This is a genomic window from Cellulosimicrobium funkei (genome assembly GCF_900155925.1).
Taxonomy (GTDB): Bacteria; Actinomycetota; Actinomycetes; order Actinomycetales; family Cellulomonadaceae; genus Cellulosimicrobium; species Cellulosimicrobium funkei.
Window position 1 is genome coordinate 470,985 of sequence record NZ_FTMI01000004.1, and the last position, 18,631, is coordinate 489,615.

The 18,631-nt window shown below is 72.3% G+C and carries 20 protein-coding genes and 1 other RNA gene; 19 read left to right on the top strand and 2 right to left on the bottom strand.

Going from position 1 to position 18,631, the window contains the following annotated elements; all coding sequences use genetic code 11:
• The first annotated feature begins 49 nt into the window (after positions 1-49).
• The 13 genes from BXA05_RS13125 (at position 50) to ssrA (ending at position 10,271) form a co-directional block, all read left to right on the top strand.
• A complete protein-coding gene (locus BXA05_RS13125; protein WP_244550458.1) occupies positions 50-265 on the top strand; it encodes a hypothetical protein in 216 nt (71 codons plus the stop codon).
• 1 nt (position 266) lies between these two features.
• Positions 267-674 (top strand): TadE/TadG family type IV pilus assembly protein, encoded by a 408-nt coding sequence (locus tag BXA05_RS13130; protein ID WP_076405280.1) that lies wholly within the window; start codon positions 267-269, stop codon positions 672-674.
• Positions 671-1,144 (top strand): TadE/TadG family type IV pilus assembly protein, encoded by a 474-nt coding sequence (locus BXA05_RS13135; protein ID WP_076405282.1) that lies wholly within the window; start codon positions 671-673, stop codon positions 1,142-1,144. Before BXA05_RS13130 ends, BXA05_RS13135 begins: the two co-directional genes overlap by 4 nt.
• Positions 1,141-1,713 carry a hypothetical protein gene (locus BXA05_RS13140; RefSeq protein ID WP_240696650.1) on the top strand — a complete coding sequence of 191 codons (573 nt, stop codon included), beginning with the start codon at positions 1,141-1,143 and terminating at the stop codon, positions 1,711-1,713. Before BXA05_RS13135 ends, BXA05_RS13140 begins: the two co-directional genes overlap by 4 nt.
• Before the next feature lie 189 nt (positions 1,714-1,902).
• Positions 1,903-2,517 carry a hypothetical protein gene (locus BXA05_RS13145; RefSeq protein ID WP_076405409.1) on the top strand — a complete coding sequence of 205 codons (615 nt, stop codon included), beginning with the start codon at positions 1,903-1,905 and terminating at the stop codon, positions 2,515-2,517.
• Between the two features lie 132 nt (positions 2,518-2,649).
• Entirely contained in the window at positions 2,650-3,873 is a 1,224-nt protein-coding gene (locus tag BXA05_RS13150; protein ID WP_076405284.1) for a WxL protein peptidoglycan domain-containing protein, read from the top strand.
• Positions 3,874-4,027: 154 nt separating this feature from the next.
• Positions 4,028-5,140 (top strand): peptide chain release factor 2, encoded by a 1,113-nt coding sequence (gene prfB / locus BXA05_RS13155; RefSeq protein WP_031316541.1) that lies wholly within the window; start codon positions 4,028-4,030, stop codon positions 5,138-5,140.
• 162 nt (positions 5,141-5,302) lie between these two features.
• Positions 5,303-6,232, top strand: coding sequence for a cell division ATP-binding protein FtsE (gene ftsE / locus BXA05_RS13160; RefSeq protein WP_083711871.1), 930 nt, complete (start codon positions 5,303-5,305; stop codon positions 6,230-6,232).
• Positions 6,233-6,237: 5 nt separating this feature from the next.
• The gene (ftsX, locus tag BXA05_RS13165) at positions 6,238-7,149 is read left to right on the top strand and encodes a permease-like cell division protein FtsX (RefSeq protein ID WP_061267705.1); all 912 of its coding nucleotides are present in this window, start codon (positions 6,238-6,240) and stop codon (positions 7,147-7,149) included.
• Between the two features lies 1 nt (position 7,150).
• Positions 7,151-8,551, top strand: a complete 1,401-nt coding sequence (locus BXA05_RS13170; protein WP_076405286.1) for a M23 family metallopeptidase — start codon at positions 7,151-7,153, stop codon at positions 8,549-8,551.
• A gap of 201 nt (positions 8,552-8,752) precedes the next feature.
• The gene (gene smpB / locus BXA05_RS13175; RefSeq protein WP_021482407.1) at positions 8,753-9,223 is read left to right on the top strand and encodes an SsrA-binding protein SmpB; all 471 of its coding nucleotides are present in this window, start codon (positions 8,753-8,755) and stop codon (positions 9,221-9,223) included.
• A gap of 119 nt (positions 9,224-9,342) precedes the next feature.
• Entirely contained in the window at positions 9,343-9,756 is a 414-nt protein-coding gene (locus BXA05_RS13180; protein ID WP_076405288.1) for a hypothetical protein, read from the top strand.
• Positions 9,757-9,904: 148 nt separating this feature from the next.
• Positions 9,905-10,271, top strand: a transfer-messenger RNA (tmRNA) gene (gene ssrA / locus BXA05_RS13185).
• 63 nt (positions 10,272-10,334) lie between these two features.
• On the opposite strand, the gene BXA05_RS13190 is transcribed toward ssrA, so the two are convergent.
• Both BXA05_RS13190 and BXA05_RS13195 read right to left on the bottom strand, forming a co-directional pair.
• Positions 10,335-10,679, bottom strand: a complete 345-nt coding sequence (locus BXA05_RS13190; RefSeq protein WP_076405290.1) for a hypothetical protein — start codon at positions 10,677-10,679, stop codon at positions 10,335-10,337.
• The gene (locus BXA05_RS13195) at positions 10,672-11,649 is read right to left on the bottom strand and encodes a DUF4349 domain-containing protein (protein ID WP_076405292.1); all 978 of its coding nucleotides are present in this window, start codon (positions 11,647-11,649) and stop codon (positions 10,672-10,674) included. The genes BXA05_RS13190 and BXA05_RS13195 overlap by 8 nt, the downstream gene beginning before the upstream one ends.
• Positions 11,650-11,782: 133 nt before the next feature.
• On the opposite strand from BXA05_RS13195, the gene BXA05_RS13200 reads away from it, so the two are divergent.
• The 6 genes from BXA05_RS13200 (at position 11,783) to BXA05_RS13225 (ending at position 18,539) form a co-directional block, all read left to right on the top strand.
• Entirely contained in the window at positions 11,783-12,673 is an 891-nt protein-coding gene (locus tag BXA05_RS13200) for a PfkB family carbohydrate kinase (RefSeq protein WP_076405294.1), read from the top strand.
• A gap of 112 nt (positions 12,674-12,785) precedes the next feature.
• The gene (locus BXA05_RS13205; protein ID WP_051027709.1) at positions 12,786-13,946 is read left to right on the top strand and encodes an ROK family transcriptional regulator; all 1,161 of its coding nucleotides are present in this window, start codon (positions 12,786-12,788) and stop codon (positions 13,944-13,946) included.
• Between the two features lie 210 nt (positions 13,947-14,156).
• Positions 14,157-15,467, top strand: a complete 1,311-nt coding sequence (locus tag BXA05_RS13210; RefSeq protein WP_076405296.1) for an extracellular solute-binding protein — start codon at positions 14,157-14,159, stop codon at positions 15,465-15,467.
• Positions 15,468-15,623: 156 nt separating this feature from the next.
• The gene (locus BXA05_RS13215; protein ID WP_076405298.1) at positions 15,624-16,580 is read left to right on the top strand and encodes a carbohydrate ABC transporter permease; all 957 of its coding nucleotides are present in this window, start codon (positions 15,624-15,626) and stop codon (positions 16,578-16,580) included.
• A gap of 68 nt (positions 16,581-16,648) precedes the next feature.
• Positions 16,649-17,509 (top strand): carbohydrate ABC transporter permease, encoded by an 861-nt coding sequence (locus tag BXA05_RS13220; protein WP_061267707.1) that lies wholly within the window; start codon positions 16,649-16,651, stop codon positions 17,507-17,509.
• Between the two features lies 1 nt (position 17,510).
• Positions 17,511-18,539, top strand: a complete 1,029-nt coding sequence (locus BXA05_RS13225; protein WP_240696649.1) for an ROK family protein — start codon at positions 17,511-17,513, stop codon at positions 18,537-18,539.
• The last annotated feature ends 92 nt before the right edge of the window (positions 18,540-18,631 follow it).

The window sequence follows — 18,631 nt, forward strand, 5'->3', positions numbered from 1 at the left end:
CGGGACGACCGCCCGGCACGACCGATCGAAACGACGACGAAGGAGAACCATGCAGGGGTGGAATCGAGGGAACCAGGCGGTGCGCGCCGCAGCGCGCGGCGCGCTCGGGCGGCTGACCGGTCATGACCCGGAACGCGGCGACGTGCCGGGCTGGGTGCTCATCACCCTGATGACGGCCGGGTTGGTGATCGCCCTCTGGGCCGTCGCCGGGCCGGCGCTGACGCAGGCCTTCAGCAACGCCATCTCGAGCGTCGGCGCCCCCTGAGATGGTGCGTCGCGGTGGTCCGGGAGCCGGCGTCGAGGACCCGGAGCGGGGCTCCGCCGTCGTCGAGTTCACCCTCGTCTCCGTCCTCGTGCTCGTGCTGTTCCTCGGGGTCGTCCAGGTCGCGCTCGCCGTCCACGTGCGCGCGACGCTGGTGGACTGCGCGGCGGAAGGTGCCCGCGTCGCGGGCCGTGCCGACCGTGGCCCGCACGACGGCGCGGACCGCACGCGCGACCTCGTCGTGTCCGCGCTCTCGGCGCGGTACGCGCAGGACGTCGTCGCGCGCCAGACCGTCGTGGACGGTCTGCCCGTCGTCGAGGTCACGGTGACCGCGCCGCTCCCGGTCGTCGGGCTGCTCGGCCCGGCCGGAGCACTCACCGTCCGCGGTCACGCGCTGGAGGAGGCTCCGTGACGCGCCTGCTCGCTCGGCTCCGCGCGAGGCTGACAGGGGAGCGCTCGGACCGGGGGAGCGCGGTCGTCGAGTTCCTCGGCGTCGCGCTCGTCCTCCTCCTACCGGTCCTCTACCTCGTGCTCACGGTGGGGCGGGTGCAGGCCGCGACGTTCGCCGTGGAGGGCGCCTCCCGCGAGGCGGCGCGTGCGTTCGTCACGGCGCCGTCGAGCGACGACGGGGCCCGGCTCGCCTCGGCGGCCGTGGTCCTGGCGCTCGACGACCAGGGTTTCTCCCCGGCCACCGACGGCGTGACGATCTCCTGCTCGTCACGGCCCTGCCTGGAGCCGGGCGGCGAGGTGACGGCGCACGTCCGGCTCGACGTGCCGCTCCCGCTCGTGCCCGAGCTCGTGCGGGGGGTCGTCCCCCTCGTGGTCCCCGTGGAGGCGCGGCACGTCGTGTCCGTCGACGCGTACGCGGCGAGGCGGCCGTGAGCGCCCCGCCACCCCTGGGCACCTCGACACCCGGGGGCGCACCCGGACGCGGTCCCGGGCGGCGGTCCGGCGCAGTCGGGCGCGGTTCGGCGGCGCTCGTCGCGCGGCTCCGGGGCTCGAACGAGCGGGAGGAGGGCCGCATCCTGCTGCTCACGAGCGCGTTCGTGGCGTTCGCGCTGCTCCTCGTGACGGTCGTGGTGAGCGCCACGGAGGTGCACCTCGAACGCAAGCGGCTCTACGCGCTCGCGGATGCGCTCGCCCTCACGGCGGCCGACTCGACGACCCCGGAGACGTTCTACTCCGGCAGCGCGGCGCCGCCGGTCGAGGGTGCCGTCCTCACGCTGACCGACGCCGGGATCCGCGCGGACGTCGACGACTATCTCGCCCGGAACCCCGCGGCGCTCGCCGGTCTGAGCGAGGTCGTGGTGACCGACGCGTCGACCGGCGACGGGCGCACGGCGTCGGTCGGCCTCGCCGCGCGGGCGCGACCCGCGATGATCAGCTGGGTGACCGGGGCGTGGAGTGATGGCATCATCGTGCGTGCAGAGTCACGTGCCAGAGCGTGGTGAGCACCTGTTGCTGTTCGACGAAGAACGTCCAGGGAAAGGAATACCGCAACGTCGCGTGAGCGCGCTCGCGCGCCTTTGTTCACTTTCTTAACTTTGGATGGCCACTTCTGGTTCGGCCCTGTCAAAACCCCAGGTTCGCCGCTATGGTGATCCGGTCCGACAACAACTCCAACGATGGAGAGCTACAACATGAACGCACGAGCAACGAAGAAGCTCGTCGCCGGGGGTGCCCTCGGTGCGATGCTCATCGGCACGGTCGCCCTCGCGTCCGCCGCCTCCGCCGACCCGGTGGACGGCACCGACGTCGACGTCTCCGTGGAGATCGAGTCCAACGTGGAGCCGGGCAACCTCGCCCTCACCGTCGCCGCGAGCTCGACCACGCTGACCGAGGCCGACGAGTCGTCGGTCGAGGGCACGCGCGAGTTCAACGGTGCGCTGCCGGAGGTCACCGTCACCGACACGCGGACCGAGGTGCCCGAGGGCGCCTACTGGTACGTGCTGGGCAGCGCGTCGGCCTTCACGGGCGACGCGGGCGAGATCGGTGCCGACAACCTCGGGTGGGCCCCGACCCTCGTCGACGGTGGCGACACCGGCCTGGTCTCCGAGGGCGAGCCGGTCGAGCCCTCCCTCGAGAACGGCCCGGGTCTCGTCGACCAGGAGCTCCTGGTCTCGACGTTCGACTCGGCCGAGGTCAACCCCGAGGGTTCCTGGACCGCCGGCGCGAACCTCACGCTGCGCACGGGTGAGGACGTCGCGCCGGGCGCGTACAACTCGACCATCACGCTGTCCCTGTTCGAGGACTGAGCCGTCCCGACGTCCCGGTGACCGGTTCCGACCGGGCACCGACCGAGTAGTCACACGACGGGTCGCACCGTCCCCCACGACCACGGTCGTGCCGGGCGGGCGACCCGTCGTCGTACGGAGAGAAGCCCCTGCGTGATCCCCGCACCAACGCACCCCGCCCGCACCGGGTCCCCGTCCCGCCGCCGCGGGCGTCGTCTCGTCCTGGCCGCGACCGCCCTCGCCCTCGGCCTCCTGCCCGCGACCCCGCTCGCCGTCGGCGCGTCCGCGACGACCGCCGCCACGAGCGCGCACGCCGGCGTCACGAACGCGCAGGCCGACGTCGTGAGCGCTCTGCCGACGCCGCTGCCCCTCGACACCGAGGACCGCATCACGTGGGGCGCCAAGCCCGCGGACGCGAACGGTCCCGACGGGCGTCGCGGCGTCGACCTCGTCGCCGACCCGGGCACGACGGTCGAGGAGCACATCGCCGTCTCGAACTTCAGCGACGTGCCGGCCACGTTCGCGCTCAAGGCCGCGGACGGCTACCTCACCGCCAACGGGCGCTTCAACATGCTCTCCTCGGACCAGGAGTCCACCGACGCGGGGACGTGGTTCACCGTCCAGGAGAGCGTCGATGTGGGCCCGAAGGAAACGGTCGTCGTCCCGTACACGATCACGGTCCCCGAGAACGCGACCCCGGGCGACCACCCGGCGGGCATCGCCGCGTCGGTCACGAGCACGGGCGGCGGCGAGGGCGGGACGAGCGTCGGCGTCGAGAGCCGTGTCGGGTTCCGCGTCACGACGCGCGTCACCGGCGAGGTCCAGCCCGCGCTCGCCGTCGAGGACGTCAAGGCGTCCTACGCGCCGTCGTGGAACCCGTTCGCCGCGGGCGACCTCAGTGTCTCCTACGACGTCGCCAACGACGGCAACGTGCGCCTCGGTGCCGAGGGCCAGGTCGCGACGTCCGCACTCTTCGGCGCCGTGACGGACGAGGCGACGGCGGAGCCGCTCGGGGAGGTCCTGCCGGGCGGATCCCTGCGGAGCAAGGTCGCGTTCGCCGACGTCTGGCCGCTCGGGCCGGTCAGCACGACGATCACCGTGACGCCGACCGTCGTCGGCGACGACCAGGTGGACGCGCCGCTCGACCCGGTCACGGTCACCGTCACCACGTGGGCGGTCCCGTGGCCGCAGCTCCTGCTCCTCGCGATCGTCGTGGTCGTGATCGTGGGCGTCCGGGACGACCGCCGACGCCGGCGCCAGCGCCTCGAGGCGATGCTCGCGAAGGCGCGTGACGAGGGCCGCCAGCAGGCGACGACCGCCGAGCGGGCGCCGTCGACCACGGGCGGCTCCGCCCCGCAGGGCGGCACGAAGGACTGACGGCGACGCGCCGTCGGGCGTGCCCCGCCCGGGGACGCCGAACCCCCGCGGCGGCCCCGCGCGCGGACCCCGCGCGGAGCCCCCGCGCGGTCCCGTCGCCGTCGCCTCGCGCGACGGCGCCGACCGCGCGCGGGGTCGCGTAACCTTGAACCTCGTGGCCACCATCGACTTCCCGTCCGAGATCAAGGCGCTGCGGAGCACGCTCGAGTCCATCGAGAGCGTGAGCGACCCGGAGGAGCTGCGCGCGACGATCGCGAACCTCTCGGAGAAGGCGTCGGCGCCCGACCTGTGGGACGACCCCGACGCGGCGCAGAAGGTGACGTCGGCGCTCTCCGCCGCGCAGTCGGAGCTGGACCGGGTGAAGAAGCTCGGGCAGCGCATCGCCGACGTCGAGACCCTGGTCGAGATGGGCCAGGAGATGGAGGACGAGGACACCCTCGTCGAGGCCGAGAACGAGGTCGCCGCCATCCGCAAGGACCTCGACCAGCTCGAGGTCCGCACCCTGCTCGCCGGCGAGTACGACGCGCGCGAGGCCGTCGTGACGATCCGTGCGGGGGCCGGTGGCGTGGACGCGGCCGACTTCGCCGAGATGCTGCTGCGCATGTACCTGCGCTGGGCGGAGCGCCACGGCTACCCGACGACGGTCCTCGACACGTCGTACGCCGAGGAGGCGGGGCTCAAGTCCGCGACGTTCGAGGTGAAGGCGCCGTACGCGTTCGGCCACCTGTCGGTCGAGGCGGGCACCCACCGCCTCGTGCGCATCTCGCCGTTCGACAACCAGGGCCGTCGCCAGACGTCGTTCGCGGCGGTCGAGGTGATCCCGCTCATCGAGCAGACGGACTCGATCGAGATCCCGGAGTCGGAGATCAAGGTCGACGTGTTCCGGTCCTCGGGCCCGGGCGGGCAGTCGGTCAACACCACCGACTCCGCGGTGCGCATGACGCACATCCCGACGGGCATCGTCGTCTCGATGCAGAACGAGAAGTCGCAGATCCAGAACCGCGCCGCGGCTCTCCGCGTGCTCCAGTCCCGCCTGCTGCTCGTGCGCCAGGAGGAGGAGAACGCGAAGAAGAAGGAGCTCGCGGGCGACATCAAGGCGAGCTGGGGCGACCAGATGCGCTCCTACGTGCTGCAGCCGTACCAGATGGTCAAGGACCTGCGCACCGAGCACGAGGTGGGCAACCCCTCGGCGGTGTTCGACGGCGACATCGACGACTTCATCGAGGCCGGGATCCGCTGGCGCCGCGGGGTGCAGAAGGAGGCCTGACCTTCCGCGGCCGCCCCGGGCCGATTGATCCGAGCAACGGATCGATGCACCCGGGCGCGGCGTGTCCGCCCCGCCGGGCCGGAGACACATGCCTACCCTCGGGATCGTGCGACGAACCCCGTTCGTCCACGGATCGACCCCCGACCCGAGGAACGTGCCGCTGTGATCCGCTTCGAGAACGTCACCAAGGTCTACGCGCGCGGCGCGAGGCCGGCCGTCGACGACGTGTCGTTGGAGGTCCGGCGCGGCGAGTTCGTCTTCCTCGTCGGCGCGTCCGGCTCCGGCAAGTCGACGTGCCTGCACCTCGTCCTGCGCGAGGAGCGCCCGACGAAGGGCAAGGTCTTCGTGGCGGGCCGCGACCTCGGGTCGATGTCGAGCTGGAACGTCCCCAAGCTGCGCCGCCAGATCGGGGTGGTGTTCCAGGACTTCCGCCTGCTGCCCAACAAGACCGTGTTCGAGAACGTCGCGTTCGCGCTCCAGGTGATCGGCAAGCCGCGCCACACCATCGCCATCACGGTGCCCGAGACGCTCGAGATGGTGGGCCTGGCGGGCAAGGAGAAGCGTCGCCCGCACGAGCTCTCCGGCGGTGAGCAGCAGCGCGTCGCCATCGCGCGCGCCATGGTCAACCGCCCGCCGATCCTGCTCGCCGACGAGCCGACCGGGAACCTCGACCCCACGACGTCCCTCGGCATCATGCGCCTGCTCGACCGGATCAACCGCACCGGCACGACCGTCGTCATGGCGACGCACGACGAGGAGATCGTCAACCAGATGCGCCGCCGCGTCGTCGAGCTCGACACCGGCACGCTCGTGCGCGACCAGGCGCACGGCTCCTACGGCGCGCGCGGCCAGGTGATCCCCGACCCGACGGCCGGCCCGGCGCCCGAGTCGGCGCCGACCGCCGTCGTGCGCCGGACGGCACGCCCGTCCGCGGCGCCCGACCCGGCGTCGTCCTCGACGCAGGACCCGGCCGAGGCGCCGGACCGGACGACGGCGACCGGCGCGACGCCCGCGGCCGACGCACCGGGCCGGCCGCCGCTGCCCCGGCGACGCTCGGCGCGTCGTCACGTCGACGCGACGGCGGGGGAGTGAGCGGCGTGCGACTCCAGTTCATCCTCGCGGAGCTCGGTCAGGGCCTGCGGCGCAATGTCTCCATGGCCGTCTCCGTCGTGCTCGTCACCTTCGTCTCGCTCACGTTCGTGGGGTCGTCGCTGCTGCTCCAGGCGCAGATCGGCAAGCTCAAGGACGACTGGTACGACAAGGTCGAGGTGTCCGTCTTCCTCTGCCCGGCCGGGTCGCCGTCGCCCACGTGCGCGGCCGGCGAGGCCACGCCCGAGCAGATCGCGGCGATCGAGGACCTGTTCGACACCGAGCTCGGCGACGAGATCCAGACGGTCTACTTCGAGTCCAAGGACGACGCGTTCGCCGCGTTCACCGAGCGCTACCCCGACGGGTACCTCGGCACGCAGCTCACGGTCGACGACATGCAGGCGTCCTTCCGCCTCAAGCTCACCAACCCGGAGAACTACGAGGTCGTCAACGACGTCGTGACGGGGCGGCCGGGCGTCGAGGTGGTCGAGGACCAGCGCCGCATCTTCGACTCGCTGTTCCTCGCGCTCAACCGCGCGTCCCTGCTCGCGGCCGGTCTCGCGGCGGTCATGCTGCTCGCGGCCGTGCTGCTCATCACGACGACGATCCGCCTCTCCGCGCTGAGCCGACGGCGCGAGACGGGCATCATGCGGCTCGTCGGGGCGTCGAACCTGTTCATCCAGCTCCCGTTCCTCCTCGAGGGCGCGATCGCCGCCGTGCTCGGCGCGGTCCTGGCGGTGGGCGGGCTCTGGGTCGGCGTGAAGTACCTGGTCACCGACTGGTTGTCCCAGTCCGTGACGTGGGTGGCCTACGTCGACGAGGCGGACGTGCTGCGCATCGCACCCGTGCTCGTCGGGATCGCTTTCCTGCTGGCGGCCGTGTCCTCGGTCGTCACGCTCAACCGCCACACGAGGGTGTGAGATGACCCGGGACCTCCGCCGCGCGACAGCGGCTCTGATCGCCACGACCCTGCTCCTCGTGGGCGGCGTCGCCTCGGCGTCCGCCGACGACATCGACGACCGCCGCGCCGCGGCAGAGCGTCGCCAGTCCGAGATCCTCGGCAACCGCGAGCAGCTGCAGTCCGAGCTCGAGGACACGGACGCGGCGCTCGCGCAGGCCGTCGTCGACCTCCAGGCCATCGAGGCGCGGCTGCCCGTCGCGCAGGCCGAGCTCGACGCGGCCCAGGCCGAGGTCGAGCGGACGCAGCGCGAGGCGGAGCTGCTCGCGCAGCGGCTCGAGGACGCGCTGGGCCAGGAGGCCGCGATCAGCGCCGAGATCGAGCGCGGCGCGACCGAGGTGGCCGACGCCAAGTCGAGCATCGCCGAGATGGCGCGCCAGGCGTACCGCGGTCAGGGCGACGTCTCGAGCCTCGGCATCGTCACGGGTGCGCAGAGCACCGAGGAGTTCATCGCGGAGTACGCCGTCTCCTCGACGGCGGCGCGCAGCCAGTCTCGCTCGCTCCAGGAGCTGCTCGAGGCCGAGTCGGTGTCGCGCAACCGCGAGGCGCGCCTCCAGGCGGTGCGCGAGACGGTCACCGACCTCAAGCAGCAGGCGGACGAGAACCTCGTCGCCGCCGAGGCGGCGCGCACGGCCGCGGCCGACCGCAAGGCCGAGGTCGAGCAGCTGATCGTCGACCAGCAGGCCAAGAAGGCGACGATCGAGGAGCGCAAGTCCGCGGCCGAGGCCAAGGTCGCCGAGAACGAGGCCGCGCAGCAGTCCCTGCAGAGCGAGATCAAGGGCATCATCGCGGAGCAGGCCGAACGTGACCGCAAGGCCGCCGAGGAGGAGGCGCGCCGCCAGCAGCAGAGCCAGCAGTCCGGCGGCGGCGGTGGCGGTGGCGGCGGCGGCTCGTCCTCCGGCGGTGGCGGTGGCGGTGGCGGAGGTGGCGGCTCGTCCTCCGGCGGCGACCGCGGCAGCATCTCGAGCTTCCTGTCGTACCCGACGGCGGTGCCCTACGTGACCTCGAGCTACGGGATGCGCCTGCACCCCATCCTCGGTTACTACCGCCTGCACGCGGGGACGGACCTGCGCGCCTACTGCGGCACGCCGATCATGGCGGCCGGGCCCGGGACGGTCGTCCACGCCCAGTGGCGCAACGGCTTCGGCAACCAGGTGCTCGTCAACCACGGCACGGTGGGCGGCAAGAACCTCATGACGAGCTACAACCACCTCACGCGCTTCGCGGTGTCGTCCGGCCGGACCGTCAACAAGGGTGACGTCATCGGCTACTCGGGCAACACCGGCCTCTCGGGGGCGTGCCACCTGCACTTCGAGGTGTACGTCAACGGGTCGACGATCGACCCGATGTCCGTGCTGCGCTGACCGGGCCGGGTCGCGCTCCGGGCGTCGCGCCCGACCCGCCCCGGCCCCCGCGCGACCGCACCCGGGGGATAATCGGTACCGGGCGCCGTCGGGCACCCGTACGCTGGGGCGCCCGCACGGCTCGGGGCCGGCGCACGGACGGTGCCCCGGACGAGCACCCGGGCGACAGCACCGACAGCAGAGAAGGACGGTAGGACACGGATGGCGAAGGACAGCGGCCGCAAGGTCGTCGCCAGCAACCGCAAGGCACGCCACGACTACGTGATCGAGGACGTGTACGAGGCGGGGATCGTCCTGTCCGGGACCGAGGTCAAGGCGCTGCGGATGGGCAGGGCGTCGCTCGTCGACGGCTACGTCGCGGTCGACCGCGGCGAGGCCTGGCTCGAGAACGTCCACATCCCCGAGTACACCGAGGGCACGTGGAACAACCACGCCCCGCGCCGCAAGCGCAAGCTGCTCCTGCACAAGGAGGAGATCCTGCGCCTGGAGTCCAAGACGCGCGAGAAGGGGCACACGATCGTGCCCCTCGCGCTGTACTTCCTCGACGGCCGCGCCAAGGTCGAGATCGCGCTCGCGCGCGGCAAGAAGGAGTACGACAAGCGCCAGGCGCTCCGCGAGAAGCAGGACAACCGCGAGGCGCAGCGCGCCATGCGGCAGCGCGAGCTGCGCTGACGCCGCGCGGGGCGTCCCGCACGCGGTCCCGTGCCCGACGCCGGCCCCACCCGCTGGTGACGCCGTCGCCCTCGACGTACGGTCGAGGGCGAGACGACGACCGCGAACCAGGAGGCCCCATGGTCAAGCTCCGCCAGTACATCCCGCGCCTCGCGGCGGGGGCGTACATCCTCAACTCCGGCCTGAGCAAGCGCGGTGCCGACGAGGAGACCGCGCAGGGACTGCACGGGATGGCCGCCGGCACGTACTCGTTCCTCGGGGAGGTCGAGCCGAAGCAGTTCACCAAGACCCTGTCGACCGCCGAGATCGCGCTCGGCGCGGCCCTCGTGGCGCCCTTCGTCCCGACCGGTCTCGTCGCCGTCGGGCTCGGCGTCTTCTCGGCCGGCCTCGTCGGCATGTACCTCAAGACGCCGGGCATGACGCGCGAAGACGGGGTGCGACCTACCGAGCAGGGGACCGGGCTCGCGAAGGACGTGTTCCTCCTCGGGATCGCCGGCGGGCTGCTCGTCGACTCGCTGAGCCGGAAGAAGTAGCCACGACGCGGGTACCGGCGGTGCGCGACCGCCGGTACCCGGCCGCGCGGAAATATCCGTGCGGGGCACGGCGTTGATCGCGTAGGCTGGACCTGCTGCACGAGGTCCGGGTCCGCCCGGGCGCCGCGCAGTGCTTGACAACTGCACAGGGGGTGATCGGTTTCGACGGTGGTCGTGCTTCGAGGAGAAGCGGGCCGAGGATGCAGGCTTATCTCGTAAACGATGTCTGCAAAACACAGGTGCCGATAACAAGCGCACCGACTTCGCCCTCGCCGCCTGAGCGAGCCCCGAAGTCCGTCAGCCCGAGCTAGCTCTCGACTCGGATCCTGGCGTCATCTAGAGAGCCACTGCTCGCAGTCCTCGTCACCGGGGCTGCGGGGACTTTCAGGTGACTGAGCCCGTCCGCATCTTGTCTGCGTGAGTGCGGGGGCCGAGAAAAACGACAGCAGACTGCGCCCGGAGAAGTCCTCGATCGGCGTCACCGGACCGGGGTTCGATTCCCCGCACCTCCACCCCTGCGGCGACGGCCCGCACCCCTCTCGGGGTGCGGGCCGTCGCCGTACCGGCGCTCTGTGCGGTCACCAGCCGTGGCGCTCCCAGGCTGCCGCCGCCTCGTCGCCGTCGAGCCACTCGAGGCGCAGCCGCCGCCCCCGCACCTCGAGCCGGTCGTCGTCCCGGGGGAGCGGGGGCGCGCCGGGGTCGTCGCTGTACAGGTCCTCGTCGTCGCCCGCGCCGTCGAGGTGGGCCCGCCACTGCACGCGCGGCTCCGGGTTGACGTGCCGGGGGAACGTCTGCGGCCCGACCGTGTCCCAGTGCGTGCACACGCGCGTCACGAGGTGACCGGCGAGCCGGGCCGTGCCCTCGTCGTCGGCCCACAGGCGCGCGACGCGACCGGTGCCCTCGGGGGCGACGGGCTCAGTCACGGGCGGACGCCCCGACGAGCGGAGCCCGCCCCGACGACGGCGCCTGCGGGTCGTCGTCCGGCCCCGTGCCGCCGTCGTCGGCCGGGGGAGCGCCGCCGTCCTGCGCACGACGGCGGACCCGGCGCAGCACCCAGCGCACGACGAGCAGGACGAGGCCGACGACGACGAGCCACGGGAGCAGCGCGCCGAGGACGACGACCAGGCCGTTGAGCGTGGTCAGCAGAGCGTTCCAGCCGTTCTGCAGCCCGCCGAGAAATCCGCCGGGGGCGAGCTGCTCCGTCGGCACCACCTGCACGACGGTGACGTGCAGCGTGGACATCGAGACCTGGTCCGTGAGCGCGGCGCGCTGCGACTGGAGCGACTCGAGCTCCGCCTGGCGCGTCGTGAGCTCCTGCTCGGCGGCGAGCAGGTCCGCGGTCGTCGCGGCGTCGCCCATGAGCGTCCGCAGGCGCTCGACCGACGTGGTGAGCGCCGCGACGCGGGCGTCGAGGTCGCGCGCGGTGCCGGTCACGTCGACCGCCTCGATCGCGAGGTCGCGCACCTCGCCGACCTGACCGAGCGCGTCCACGGTCGCGGTCGTCTGGGCCGCCGGCACGCGCACGGTCAGCTCGGCCGTGGGTCGCGCGTCGCCCTCGGGCTCGGACTGCCGTCGGCTCTCGACCCGCCCGCCCGCGCTCTCCGCGAGCTCGGCGACCTGCTCGGCAGCCGCCGACGGGTCCTTCGCGACGACGGTCACCGAGCCGGTCGTGACGATCTCCCGGTCCGCCTCGACCACGGCGTCCTCGTCGCCGGTCGTGATCCCGGCCGGGGCGCCGGACGAGGCGTCGGTGCCGTCGACCACCGCCGCCTCGGACCGCGCGCCGGAGTCGAGGGCGGCGTCGCCGACACCCGGCGTCGCGGAGCAGCCGGCCAGGAGCGCGCCGCCGAGCACCAGGGCGGCGACGACGGCGAGAGGGCGAGTGGTCCGCATGCTGCGAGGGTAGGGGGCCAACCGCGCGAACCGGACAGCCGCACCCACATCGTGACCGTCTTGTGAACTGTCCGTGATCCGACCGTCGCCCGGCGCCGTGCGGACGCGCCGGTCAGCGCGCGAGGATGGGCGCGTGCTCGTGTGCTGCGGACTCGTGACCCTCGACGTCGTCCAGGTCGTCGACGCCCTGCCCGGACCCGACGAGAAGGTCGTCGCGCGGTCCCTCGCCGCGACCTTCGGCGGCCCGGCCGCGAACGCCGCGGCCACCGCCGTCGCGCTCGGCGTCCCGACGGCCCTCGTGACCGCCGTGGGCCACGGGCCCCTCGCCGCGGTCGTGCGGGCCGAGCTCGAGTCCTCCGGCGTCACGCTCGTCGACGCGGCGGACGGCGTCGCCGGGGCGGTGCAGCCCGCGGCCTCGACGGTGCTGGTCACGCGTGCGACCGGCGAGCGCGCGGTCGTGAGCACCAACGCCTCCGGCTTCGGCGACCTCACCGATGCGCAGCTCGTCGCGCCGGGTCGCACGACGGACCCGCTGGACGAGCTCGGCCCCGGGGACGTGCTGCTCCTCGACGGCCACCACCCGGGGCTCGCGCTCCGGGTCGCGCGCCGCGCGCGGGAGCGCGGGTGCGCCGTCGTGCTGGACGGGGGCTCCTGGAAGCCCGACGCGCCCGCGATGATCGGGCTGTGCGACGCCGTCGTCGTGTCGGCGGACTTCCGGCCGCCCGGCGTCGCGACGGACGACGTGCTCGACGCCGTCGCCGCGCTGGGCCCTCGGTTCGTCGCGCGGACCCGCGGTCCGCGGCCCGTCGAGGTGCTCGACGCGGGGGAGAGGTACGAGGTCGCGGTCCCGCGGCCGCGCCGCGTGGTCGACACCCTGGGTGCGGGCGACGTGGTCCACGGCGCGTTCGCCGCGGCGGCGGCGCACGGGTCGTCGTGGCGCGCGGCGCTGGAGGACGCCGTGCTGGTCGCGTCCCGCTCGGTCGAGCACGCCGGTGCGCGGGGCTGGATCACCGCGACGTCGTGACGTGCGGGGCCGTGGGACCAAGGTCCCGGGTCGTGGCCTCCTCGGCTACATTTCGGTCACGAAGCCGGGAGGGAGTTGACAGCCACTTAGTAAAGGCAGTCTACTAACAAACATGACAACGGCAGTCACCGGCACCGGCGCACCGAGGAGGCGACTGAGCACAGGGCTCAGGCCGACCTCCAAGGTGCTCCCCGAGCACGCTCGGGCCCACAACCGGTCGCTCGTGCTGCAGCACCTGTTCCACGAGGGGCCCACGTCGCGCGCCGACCTCGCGCGCGCCACCTCGCTCACCCGCGTGACCATCTCCGACCTCGTCTCCGTGCTCATCGCCGAGGGCCTGGTCGAGGAGCTCGGCGTCCGCCCGGGGCAGCGCGTGGGCAAGCCCGCGATCCTCGTCGGCATGCGCACGAGCGCGTACCAGATCGTCTCCGTCGACCTCACCGACGACGAGGTCCTGCGCGGCGCCGTCGTCACGCTCACGGGCGACTTCGTCGTCCGGCAGAGCCTCGCGGTGGACGGCCGCACCGGCACCGAGCTCGTCGACCTCCTCATGCGCTTCTGCCGCGGCCTCATCGCGTCCGCGACCCAGCCGGTCATCGGCGTGGGGATCGGGTCGCCCGGCGTCGTCGACGCCGAGGGCCGCGTCATCGAGGCGCCGAACCGCCGCTGGTACGACGTCCCCCTCGCGGCCCAGCTCACGGAGCGGCTCGGGCTCGCGGTCCACGTCGCCAACGACGCCAACATCGCCGCGCTCGGCGAGTTCACGTTCGGGGGAGCGGCCGGGGACGGCCTGCTCGTCCTCACGGTGGGCGAGGGCGTGGGCGCCGGCATCATGGTCGACGGCGCACGCGTGCACGGGCACGCCGACGCCGCCGGCGAGCTCGGCCACGTGACCGTGGTCGAGGACGGCGAGCCGTGCGCCTGCGGGCGCCGCGGCTGCCTGGAGACCGTCCTGTCCGTGCCGGCGCTGCGCCGCGCGGTGGACGGGCTCGACACCGAGGCTTCCGACGCCGTGCTGGCGTCGGTGGGCAGGACGCTGGGCATCGCCCTGGCCCCTGTCGTCAGTGCGCTCAACCTCGCGGAGGTGCTCGTGAGCGGTCCTGCGGACCTGCTCGACGGCCCCCTGCGCGAGTCGGCGTTCGAGACCATCCGTTCCCGCACCATGCCGGTCATCGGCAGCGGGCTGCAGGTGCGGATGGCCACGCTCGACGAAGACGTCGTCCTCGCTGGGGCCGCCGTCCTCGTCCTCTCCGGACAGCTGGGGGTCTCGTGAGCCGACGACGCTCCGCCTGACCCACCCTGCCCGACCGGGGCGCGGGCCACGACCCGCCCCTCACGACCTCCTGGGACCCCCAGTGCAGCACCCCCGGGAACGCAGTAATACAGCAGCACCCCTGCACACGCTCGATTACGCAGGACTCCTGCCACACCTCCGGTGGGGGCATCGCCGCCACCACCAAGAATCACCGAGAGGAAGCACCCAGTGAAGAGGAACCGTCTCGTCGCCGCCTCCGTGGCGTCGACGATCACCCTGGCGCTCGCGCTGACCGCCTGCAGCACCGGCGGCGGGAGCGACGACAACGGCTCCGGCGACGGCGAGTCCGCCTCCGGCGACATCCGCGTCTGGCTCAACGGGTCGGACACGCCCGACGCCGCGCGCGACTACCTCAAGACCACGTTCGAGGAGGAGAACCCGGGCAGCACCCTCACCATCGAGGAGCAGTCCTGGACCGGACTCGTCGACAAGCTCACCACGTCGCTCTCCGGCTCCGACAGCCCGGACATCGTCGAGGTCGGCAACACGCAGTCCCCGGCGTTCACGTCGGCCGGCTACTTCCGCGAGATCACGGAGGACGAGTTCCAGTCCCTGGGCGGCGACGACCTGCTCGGTGGCTTCGTCGAGGCCGGCGACTGGGAGGGCAAGCACTACGCCCTCCCGTACTACGCCGGCTCGCGCGCCGTGTTCTACACCCCGCAGGTCACCGGCTCCACGCCGGTCCCGACGACGCTCGACGAGTACGTCGCGACGGCGAAGTCGCTCAAGACGGACACGGTCTCCGGCGTCTACTGGCCCGGTCAGGACTGGTACAACGCCCTGCCCTTCGTCTGGGAGAACGGCGGCTTCATCGCCGAGCAGAACGACGACGGCGAGTGGGAGGCCGGGTTCTCCTCGGAGGGCGGCCTCGCCGGCCTCGCGCAGGTCCAGGACCTCATGACGAACGCGTCGCTCGCGCCGAAGGACGGCCAGGAGACCGATCTCCAGGTGCCGTTCTGCGAGGGCAAGGTGGCGTTCGTGTCGGCCCCGACGTGGATCGCCGGCACCATCAAGACCTCGGCCACGCCCGAGGACCCCAAGACCACCCCCGGGTGCCTCGAGACCTACGGCTCCGACCTCGCGGCGTTCCCGCTGCCCGGCAAGACCGCGGGCGAGCCGGCGGCCGTGTTCGCCGGTGGCTCGAACATCGCCGTCGCGGCGAAGTCCAACAACCCGGACCTCGCGTACAAGGCGTTCGAGATCATGATGAGCGACGAGTACCAGACCATCCTCGCCCAGGCGAACATGATCCCGGCGAAGAAGTCGCTCGCGAACCAGGTGCCGCAGGACAACCCGATCGCCCAGGCGGGCGTCGAGGCGGCGCAGAACGCTCGCCTCACCCCGGCGTCCCCGAAGTGGGCCGACGTCGAGGCGCAGAACGTGCTCCAGAGCGCCTTCACGAAGATCGCCAACGGCGACGACGTGCAGACGGTCGCCGAGGAGCTCGACGCGAAGATCGAGTCGATCCTCAACAGCTGAGCCGGTCCGACGGTGCCCGGTGACCTCCGGGCACCGTCGGAGGCTCGAGCCGTCAGGGGTGGGGACTCCTTCGCCGGAGCCCCCACCCCTTCCCATGACGAGCCCCGGAGGCACGTCGCCTGCGCACCACCGCGCAACCCCTGACGGAGTGAGGAAATGAGCTCAACCACCCTCGAACCCCGCACCGAGCGCTCCTGCGCGCCCGTGCGGCCACCCAAGAAGCGGCGTCCACCGATCCTGCCGTGGACGCTCCTCGTCCCCAGCCTCGTCGTGCTCGGCATCCTCGTCGGATACCCGCTCGTGCGGCTCGTCATCATGTCGTTCCAGGAGTACGAGCGGGCCCAGCTCATGGGCCAGCCCGCCGAGTGGGTCGGCTTCGACAACTACGTCCAGGTCCTCACCGACGTCGACGGCTTCTGGACCGTGCTCCTGCGCAGCTTCGTGTTCATGGTCGCGTGCGTCGTCCTGACCATGGTGCTCGGCACGCTCATCGCGCTGCTCATGATGCGTCTCGGCAAGGGCTTCCGCCTGCTGGTCTCGGTCGGGCTGCTGCTGGCGTGGGCCATGCCGGCGCTCGCCGCGACCATCGTCTGGGGCTGGATCTTCGACACCCAGTACGGCGTCATCAACAACCTGCTGACCACGATCACGGGCGACAACTGGATGGGCCACTCGTGGCTGCTCAACCCGCTCCAGTTCTTCCTCATCGCGACGATCGTCATCGTGTGGGGCGCCGTGCCGTTCGTCGCCTTCACGATGTACGCGGGACTGACGCAGATCCCCGGCGAGGTCCTCGAGGCCGCCCAGCTCGACGGCGCCCGCCCGGTTCAGCGGTTCCGGCTCATCATGGTCCCGTACGTCCGGAGCATCATCACGGTGCTCATCGTGCTGTCGATCATCTGGGACCTGCGCGTCTTCACGCAGATCTACGCCCTTCAGGGCGTGGGTGGTGACCGCGACAAGACGAACACGATCGGCGTGTACATCTACCAGATGGGCATGGCCCAGGGGCACTACGGGCTCGCGGGCGCCATCTCGGTGATCTTCGTGTTCATCATGCTCGGCATCTCGTTCTACTACGTGCGCCAGACGGTCCGGGAGGAAGAACTGTGAGCACCGTCCAGACCACCCCCCGCGCCGCGGTCCGGCACGCGTCTGCCGCAACGGGCCCTGCCCCTCGCGTGAGCCGTGAGAAGCAGCGCAAGAAGCTGGCGAACGTCGGCTACGCGATCCTGGCGATCATCGTCTTCGTCTCGTCGGTCTTCCCCGTCTACTGGATGATCAACACGTCCTTCCTGCCGTCGAGCCTCGTGCGCGGGACGGAGCTCAAGTTCTTCCCGACGCCCGACGTCTTCACGCTGAACAACTACGTGACGGCGATCACCGACGAGACCCGCGCTCCGTTCATCCCGGCGATGGGGAACTCGCTCACGGTGACGTTCTTCACGCTCGTCATCGCCATGGTCCTCGGGTTCCTCGCGTCGCTCGCGGTGACGCGGTTCCGGTTCAAGGGCCGCCGCACGTTCATCCTCGCGATCCTCGTGGTCCAGATGATCCCGGGCGAGGCGATGATGATCTCGATCTTCCGGATCATCGACAACTGGCAGATGCTCAACACCATCGTCGGCCTGGGGATCGTCTACGTGTCCGGCGTGCTGCCGTTCACGATCTGGACGCTGCGCGGGTTCGTCAACGGCGTTCCCGCGGACCTCGAGGAGGCCGCCATGATCGACGGGTGCTCGCGAGGCAAGGCGTTCTGGAAGATCACCTTCCCGCTCCTGGCCCCCGGGCTGGTCGCGACGGGTGTCTTCGCGTTCATCCAGGCGTGGAACGAGTTCGTCATGGCCCTGATCATCATGCAGCGCCCGGAGTCCATGACCTTGCCGGTCTGGCTGCGCACCTTCCAGCAGGCGACCCAGGCGACCAACTGGGGCGCGCTCATGGCCGGCTCGGTGCTCATCGCCATCCCGGCGGTGGTCTTCTTCCTCATCGTCCAGGGTCGGATGACCGGTGGCCTCGTCTCGGGTGCGGTGAAGGGCTGACGTGAGCGACCTGAGCACGGCTGCCTCGCTCGACGGCGAGGCGGCCGCAGCCCTGGCCGGACGCCCCGGTCCCGGGACCGCGTCACGGCGCGGCCCCGCGGGACCGGGCAGCGCGGTGGGCCTCGACATCGGCGGCACCAAGGTGCTCGCGGCCTTCCTCGGCCCCGACGGGGTCGCGCGCGAGACGCTGCGGCTGCCGACGGTGCGCGGACCGGAGGGCGTCGTGTCCAGCGCGGCGCGCGCGGTCCGCGAGGTGGTCCGGCGCGCCTGCGGTGACCTCGCGGACGTCGACGGCGTCGGTGTCGGGGTCCCCGGGCTGGTGGACCCGGCCGACGGCTCCGTCGTGCACGCGGTGAACCTCGGCATCGAGGGCGGACGCTTCGCCCTCGCCGAGGCGCTGTCCGCGGAGCTCGGCGGCGTCCCGGTCCAGGTCGACAACGACCTCAACGTGGCCGCCCTCGGTGCCTCGCACCTGCGCGGCGCGGAGGGGGAGGACCTCGCGTTCCTCGCTCTCGGCACCGGGCTCGCGGCCGGCATCGTGCTCGGCGGCGAGCTCCGCCGTGGCGTGAGCGGCGCGGCGGGGGAGATCGGGCACATCCCGATCGACCCGCGCGGGCCCGAGTGCGCGTGCGGGCAGCGCGGGTGCGTGGAGGTCTACGCGTCGGGCTCCGCCGTGTCGGCGCGCTGGCCGTCGCGCCACGGCCGTCCGGCCCCTGCCGAGCTCTTCGAGGCCGCGGCCGCGGGCGACCCGGAAGCGATCCGGATCAAGGACGAGTTCGCGTCCGCCGTCGCCTCCGCCGTGCGGATCCTCGAGCTGACGGTGGACGTGCGCCACGTGGTGCTCGGCGGCGGCGTGTCCGCGCTGGGCCAGCCGCTGCTGGACGCGGTCCGCGACGCGCTCGACGCGCAGTCGAGCACGTCCCCCTTCCTGTCTTCGTTGCGTCTGTCGGAGCGGGTCTCCCTCGCTCCGTCGGACGTCCCGGTCGCCGCCGTGGGCGCTGCTCTCGTCGGCCGTCGAAAGGTGTTGTGATGGAGGTCGTGATCGCTCCGGCGGAGCGGTTGGCGGTGCTGGCTGCGGATGCCGTGGAGGCGGTGGTGCGGTCGGGTCCGGGGGCGGTGCTG

Coding starts and splice junctions, on each gene's coding strand:
- smpB (WP_021482407.1), top strand. CDS start 8,753: ATGGCGAAGGACAGCGGCCGCAAGGTCGTCGCCAGCAACCGCAAGGCA.
- BXA05_RS13195 (WP_076405292.1), bottom strand. CDS start 11,649: ATGCGGACCACTCGCCCTCTCGCCGTCGTCGCCGCCCTGGTGCTCGGC.
- BXA05_RS13130 (WP_076405280.1), top strand. CDS start 267: ATGGTGCGTCGCGGTGGTCCGGGAGCCGGCGTCGAGGACCCGGAGCGG.
- BXA05_RS13215 (WP_076405298.1), top strand. CDS start 15,624: ATGAGCTCAACCACCCTCGAACCCCGCACCGAGCGCTCCTGCGCGCCC.
- BXA05_RS13145 (WP_076405409.1), top strand. CDS start 1,903: ATGAACGCACGAGCAACGAAGAAGCTCGTCGCCGGGGGTGCCCTCGGT.
- BXA05_RS13125 (WP_244550458.1), top strand. CDS start 50: ATGCAGGGGTGGAATCGAGGGAACCAGGCGGTGCGCGCCGCAGCGCGC.
- BXA05_RS13180 (WP_076405288.1), top strand. CDS start 9,343: ATGGTCAAGCTCCGCCAGTACATCCCGCGCCTCGCGGCGGGGGCGTAC.
- BXA05_RS13170 (WP_076405286.1), top strand. CDS start 7,151: ATGACCCGGGACCTCCGCCGCGCGACAGCGGCTCTGATCGCCACGACC.
- BXA05_RS13205 (WP_051027709.1), top strand. CDS start 12,786: ATGACAACGGCAGTCACCGGCACCGGCGCACCGAGGAGGCGACTGAGC.